Below are 6,299 nucleotides of genomic sequence, written 5' to 3' on the forward strand. Positions count from 1 at the left end.
GCTCAGTGGTAGAGCGTCGCCTTGCCAAGGCGAATGTCGCGAGTTCGAATCTCGTCTTCCGCTCCATATGGCGCCATAGCCAAGTGGTAAGGCAGGGGCCTGCAAAGCCCTTATCCCCAGTTCAAATCTGGGTGGCGCCTCCAGTGAAACCGATTATCTTTGGATAATCGGTTTTTTTGTTCTTACAAAAGTGTAAGACAATTGTAAGAAACTTCGATGGCTGACTGCAATATCCCTCCTATATAATAGAGCTAACGACACCGAAGAAGGAGCAAAAATCATGAAGCAGTTTGTGTTTTGGGGCATTCTTGCAGCAGCGCTACTAGGTATTGGAATCTATACGCTGGCTGTAAGAATCAAAGAAGCCTTTCAAAGGAAAAAAACGGAACGACTTTCATCCGGCTATTATATTGATTGAAGCAGATAAATTGGAGGATTGTATGAGCACATTACTAGATATGAAAAATGTCGAAAAAGTATACGGGAGCCGTGGTAACATCACCAAAGCACTCGATAACGTAAGCTTTACTGTTGAAAACGGCGAGTTTCTCGGCATCATGGGCCCTTCAGGCAGCGGTAAAACCACGCTGCTGAACTGTGTATCGACCATTGATACGGTAACAACAGGCCACATACTGATAGCCGGAGTAGACATCACAACACTGAAGCCCGGACAGCTTTCGGATTTCCGGCGGGAAAAATTGGGATTTATTTTTCAGGATTTCAACCTGCTCGATACACTTTCGGGCTATGAGAATATCGCGCTTGCGCTGACGATCTGTAACGTAGGTTATCAACAGATCAAGGAGCGGATCAAGGAAGTTTCCAAAACGCTTGAGATCAGCGACGTTCTATATAAATATCCTTACGAAATGTCAGGAGGGCAAAAACAGCGCGTCGCGGCAGCACGGGCGATTATCACCAATCCTTCGCTGATTCTGGCGGACGAACCGACAGGTGCACTTGACTCCAAATCTTCACGTATGATGCTCGAGAGCTTTGTGGAAATGAACCAGAAAATGAACGCAACGCTTCTGATGGTAACGCACGACGCATTTGCAGCAAGCTATTGCAGGCGTATCCTGTTCCTGCGTGACGGAAAAATATTCATGGAGCTTGTACGCGGCAACGAGTCACGCAAAGAATTTTTCAGCAAGATCATCGAAGTGGTATCCCTTCTGGGAGGTGACGTAGCCGATGCTGTGTAAACTTGCCTTCCGGAATGTACGTAAAAGCATTGGAGACTATACGGTCTATTTCGTCACGTTGATGTTCGCTGTCATGTTCTTCTATGCGTTCAACTCGGTGGACGCACAGCAGGCCGTTATGGAGCTCAACGAAAACAAAGCGACAGCCGCGCAGATGATGGTGCAAAGCATCAGCATGTTCTCGACATTCGTGGCGATCACACTCGCAATATTGATCCTCTATGCGAACAACTTCCTGATCAAGCGCAGGAACAAAGAGCTGGGCGTATACCTGATGCTCGGTATGGGCAAGGGGCGTGTAGCATCCATTTTCATGGTGGAGACTCTTATTGTAGGCATAATCGCGCTGGCGGTCGGTTTGTTGCTTGGCGTGTTGTTTTCACAGGTCATGTCCATCATTACCGCCAATATGTTTGAGGTACCGCTAGGCCAGTACCAGTTTGTCTTCTCGCCGAATGCGGCAATGCAGTCGATCATCTATTTCGGTGTGATATTCCTGTGCGTAATGATCTTCAACGCCATACGTGTATCACGCCAGAAGGTCATCACGTTACTTCACGCCGATGCGGAAAACGAGAAGGTACTTGGCAGGAAAACGGGCGTTTCTGTGGTACTGACAATCGCGGGCATTATATTGATCGCTATTGCATATTATTTGATCGTCAAAGGAATGCTGATTATGTATTTGCCGTTTGTGATGCTGTTTGGCATTCCGGGGACATTCCTTTTGTTTGCGGGATTGGCTGGCTTTTCTTACAAAATCGCGTCGCACAACAAAAAGCGCTATTTTAAGGGGCTTAACCTGTTTGTGACACGGCAGCTAACGAGCAAAATCAATTCCACGCATACCTCTATGGCGCTCGTGTGTATTATGTTATTTGTAACGATCACCACGCTTGGGGCAGGTTCAGGCGTTGCCGGCGCAGTCAATAAAGAGACCTCACGAGAAATTAAATTTGACACCGAGTACTATATGACGCTTGAGAACGCTGAAGCGGCGGGCGGAGCGGTGCAGGCGCTAAAAGATTATGGTATCCCTGTTGACCAGTTCTATTCAAAAATGTCGGCATATCCGCAGTATGAAAGTGACGTAGACATCATGAGCCAGTTTGGCAACTATTTCGATGTTGCGGAAATGCATGAGCTGGCGGATGCGCAAGGCGTGACCATGCCCGCGCTGGCTGTTCCTGTTACACAGTTCAATGATCTTCTTTCCCTGATTGGGGAAGAAAAGATACAACTTTCAGAAAACGAGCTGGGTGCAGTCGTGTATAACCAGTCTATGTATGAAAACATACAGGGCTTTATCAAAAACGGACAAAAGATAGCCTCCAATGGAAAAGAGTATACGATTCCGCAAAATCAGACGCGGCTTGCGAATACCCGTATTCAGGGAGCGGCGTCCATGGCGGCGGTCATCCTTGTGTATCCGGATGCGGATGTTGTAAACTTCAAGCCGGAGCAGGTTTCTGTAAACGGAAATTACATCGACGGACAGGCGAAAGAAGTGACGGAAAAAGCGGTATGGGATAAACAAGAGGAGTTGTGGGACCAGAAGGGTGAGGAGCGGCCATACAACTATTTTACAACAGAACTGACCTCGCAGGATTCCAGTATTGGGTTGCGTGTGACGATCTCTTTTGTGGGCATATACCTCGGCATCACATTCCTTGTGACGGCCGCCGTGATCCTTGCGCTGCAGCAGCTTTCCGCGGCGAACGACAACAAAAAGCGTTACTCGGTACTCAGAAAGCTGGGAACGGAAGAAAAACTGATCAATAAGTCCCTGCTTAAGCAGATCGCGATATACTTCCTAATTCCGCTTGCAGTCGCGGGCGTACACGCAGTCTTTGGCATCAGAGGGCTCATGGGTATGATCAACATGATGTGGTACGAGAACGTATATGCGGACGTATTTATGGGACTGATCGTTATTGCAGTGATCTATGGAATCTACTTTGCGATCACGTATTTCAGCAGCAAAAAGATCATCCGGGAGAATTAAGAAGTTCGTAAGAAATTGGATAGCAGTTGTTCATAAGTGTTTATTATAATAATAACAAAGCACGATAAGAGAGGAGTGATTGCTTTGAAGCGAGTGTTATATGCGGCGATGGTTTTTGTAAGTGCGTTTTTCCTGGTCAATGCAGGCGTAAAAGAAGACGAAGCGCTGGGAATCATTCCGAACTATTCGGAAAAATAGGCACGAGTATATTACAGGCTAAGAAAGCGTTTTCATATCGAAAACGCTTTTTGATCGCTTACAAATAAATGTTACAAACGAGATACATATATGTTATAATAGTTGCAACGTCAGTATAAGGAGTTGTCATTATGGCAAAAAACATATTAATTGTAGATGATGAACCAACCTTGGTCAAGGGACTCCGTTTCAATTTAGAGCAGCAGGAGGGGTACTCCATCGATGTAGCATATGATGGGGAAGAGGCACTTGCGGTTTTTGACCCGCAAAAGCACGACCTTATTTTGCTGGATTTGATGCTTCCTAAAATGGACGGCATGGAAGTCTGTCAGAAGATTCGCAGTACTTCCGATGTACCGATCATTATGCTGACAGCCAAAGGCGAAGACATGGACAAGATCATGGGGCTTGAATTCGGCGCCGATGATTACATGACAAAGCCGTTCAATATGCTAGAGCTAAAAGCACGTATCAAGACGATCCTGCGCCGTGCTGGGTCACAGAAGCCAACGGCTGATGCGCAGACGCTCCAGATCAAAGATATGAAAGTAAACCTGATCAACCGCAGCGTAGAGATCAAGGGTAAAGATATCAACCTGACGGCAAAGGAGTTTGATCTATTAAACCTCTTTATCACCAATAAGGGTAAAGTGTTCGACCGGAATACGCTGCTGGAAATGGTATGGAAACATCAGGGAGATTTGCGTACAGTAGACGTACATATCAGGCGTCTGCGCGAGAAGATCGAGCAAAACCCTGCCAAACCCGAATATATTTTAACAAAATGGGGTGTGGGATATTATTTTACGAATAAGTAAATTAATGTACTCGATCCGTTGGCGTTTTGTGATCATTTACCTGATACTGGTGGGGATCATTTTTGGGCTGGTGTCGGTGGCAGTGTCCTCTATGGTGGAAAACTACCTGGTGGGGCAATACTTGAGCAACGCACAGAAAAACGCCAATAGCACCGCGGTGCAGATCGCGCCTTATTTGAGCGATTCCGACGCAAGCAGCATGTATAACATCGTAGTAAGCAACGGAAACGACATGGGCGGGCGGCTGCTGGTGCTCAACAGCTCTGGGATCGTACAAACTGACAGTTTTTCTTCCTTAAACGGAATCAAATTAGATGAACGTGAAGTAAATGACGTTCTGTATGGCCAGAATTCGTCCTCCTATGGTTTTCATTTGATCAATGACAGCGCAACGGGAGATGATTTTTGGTCTGTTTACTATACTTCCTCCATCATTCATAACGGCGACATCATCGGGGTCGTTTTGTATTCTTCAAGCCTTAGCGACGTTGTTCGTGCTACAAGCCTGTTGCAGTCCCAGACTCTTATTATTTTTATATTAGCCTGCGGCGTGATCATTATTTCTAGCATGCTGACCACCAACTGGATCACGAACCCTATCAACAAGCTGACAGAAGTTGCCGTTAAAATTTCCAGCGGCGATCTTTCGCAGCGTGCCGGCATAAAGGGCAAAGGTGAGATCGCGGAGCTTGGACAGACATTTGACATGATGTGCGATAAAATACAAAATGTTGATAAGCAGAGAGGCGAATTTGTTTCAGATGCTTCACACGAACTGAAAACGCCGCTTTCTTCCATGAAAATATTGGTAGAATCGCTGCTTTATCAGGATAATGTTCCTGAAGAAGTATATAAAGATTTTTTGTCGGATATCAACGGGGAAATCGACCGTTTGAACAGGCTGATCACTGATTTGCTACTACTTTCCAAGATGGACAGCGATATCATGACGATCAATCTGGAAACCACCGATCTGTCGGCGTTGATCAATAAGTGCGTCGAAGCATTGCGCCCCATCGCGCAAACGCGAAATATAACGCTTTCCGTAAATTTGGAAGGCGATCTCGATATCGAATGTGATCCGCTTAAATTGCGGCAGGCACTCAACAACCTGATTGAAAACGCGATCAAATACACTCAGGATGACGGGCATGTCAATATCAGCAGCAAACGTCATGGAAACGAAGTCGCTGTGCAGATCGAGGACGACGGCATTGGCATGAGCAAAGAACATCTGCAGCATATATTCGAACGTTTTTATCGTGTGGATAAAGCACGTTCGCGTGACACCGGAGGAACGGGCCTTGGCCTGCACATTGTACGCCGGATTGCACTGATGCACAGCGGAAGAGTAGAAGTAGAGAGCGAAGATGGAAAGGGATCGAAGTTTACACTGATCCTGCCTATCTCGCAGGCACATGAAGAATGGGAATAAGGTCATGAAAAAGAAATGGAAAACGATCATTTGTATAGGACTTGTCTGCCTGCTGACGCTGGCATCTGTTGCCTGCGCGCCGGTAGAAAAGGAAGCGGACGAATCCCCAAGCAGTGCGGTGCAGATAAATCCGCTGCCCGAGGCGATCAGTAAAGACAAAAGCAGCGCGCGGTTGTATTTTGGGTTTATGGATCAACCGCTGCTTGTAGGAGAATCTCATTCGTTTGACGTACCCATCAACGAAAGCATCGAGAATTCTATTATCCGCGAACTGATCAAAGGGCCGCTTTCTACGCGCAACGACCTAAAAGCGGTCATCAATCCCCAAACGTCGCTTGTTAATGTGCGTTCCGAAGGGCAATTCCTGTTTGTCACGCTGAGCAGTGATTTTTTAAAACCAATTGACGAAAAAGCCAGCAGCGATTCGACATACGAGAAGACGCGCCGTATGCTTGCTGTCTATTCCATTGTCAATACGCTTATTGAGCAGGGAACCTATTCACGCGTGCAAATATTGATCGACGACGACGGTATGGGTACAGGACGGCCTCTGACACTCTCAGAGGCAGGGCTTGACGGAGATGGCGCGGTAGAAGCACTGGAGCGCAACGGAGAGATCATATTAAGCGGCAGAA

At 46.7% G+C, this 6,299-nt stretch carries 6 protein-coding genes and 1 tRNA gene; all 7 read left to right on the forward strand.

Annotation, left to right across the window (positions count from 1 at the left end):
• Nucleotides 1–69: 69 nt before the first annotated feature.
• A tRNA-Cys gene (locus VB081_RS05180) sits at nt 70–143 on the forward strand.
• A gap of 137 nt (nt 144–280) precedes the next feature.
• The gene (locus VB081_RS05185; protein ID WP_323399776.1) at nt 281–418 is read left to right on the forward strand and encodes a hypothetical protein; all 138 of its coding nucleotides are present in this window, start codon (nt 281–283) and stop codon (nt 416–418) included.
• Between the two features lie 22 nt (nt 419–440).
• A complete protein-coding gene (locus tag VB081_RS05190; RefSeq protein WP_323399777.1) occupies nt 441–1,208 on the forward strand; it encodes an ABC transporter ATP-binding protein in 768 nt (255 codons plus the stop codon).
• The gene (locus VB081_RS05195) at nt 1,198–3,213 is read left to right on the forward strand and encodes an FtsX-like permease family protein (RefSeq protein ID WP_323399778.1); all 2,016 of its coding nucleotides are present in this window, start codon (nt 1,198–1,200) and stop codon (nt 3,211–3,213) included. Before VB081_RS05190 ends, VB081_RS05195 begins: the two co-directional genes overlap by 11 nt.
• Before the next feature lie 329 nt (nt 3,214–3,542).
• Nucleotides 3,543–4,229 (forward strand): response regulator transcription factor, encoded by a 687-nt coding sequence (locus tag VB081_RS05200; RefSeq protein ID WP_323399779.1) that lies wholly within the window; start codon nt 3,543–3,545, stop codon nt 4,227–4,229.
• A gap of 4 nt (nt 4,230–4,233) precedes the next feature.
• Complete coding sequence (locus tag VB081_RS05205; RefSeq protein WP_323399780.1) at nt 4,234–5,664, forward strand: sensor histidine kinase; 1,431 nt, start codon at nt 4,234–4,236, stop codon at nt 5,662–5,664.
• Nucleotides 5,665–5,668: 4 nt separating this feature from the next.
• Nucleotides 5,669–6,299: GerMN domain-containing protein (locus VB081_RS05210; protein ID WP_323399781.1), on the forward strand; the 631-nt coding region annotated here is incomplete at its 3' end.

Origin of the sequence: Christensenella sp. (assembly GCF_034927525.1) — a bacterium.
Lineage (GTDB): Bacteria > Bacillota > Clostridia > Christensenellales > Christensenellaceae > Christensenella.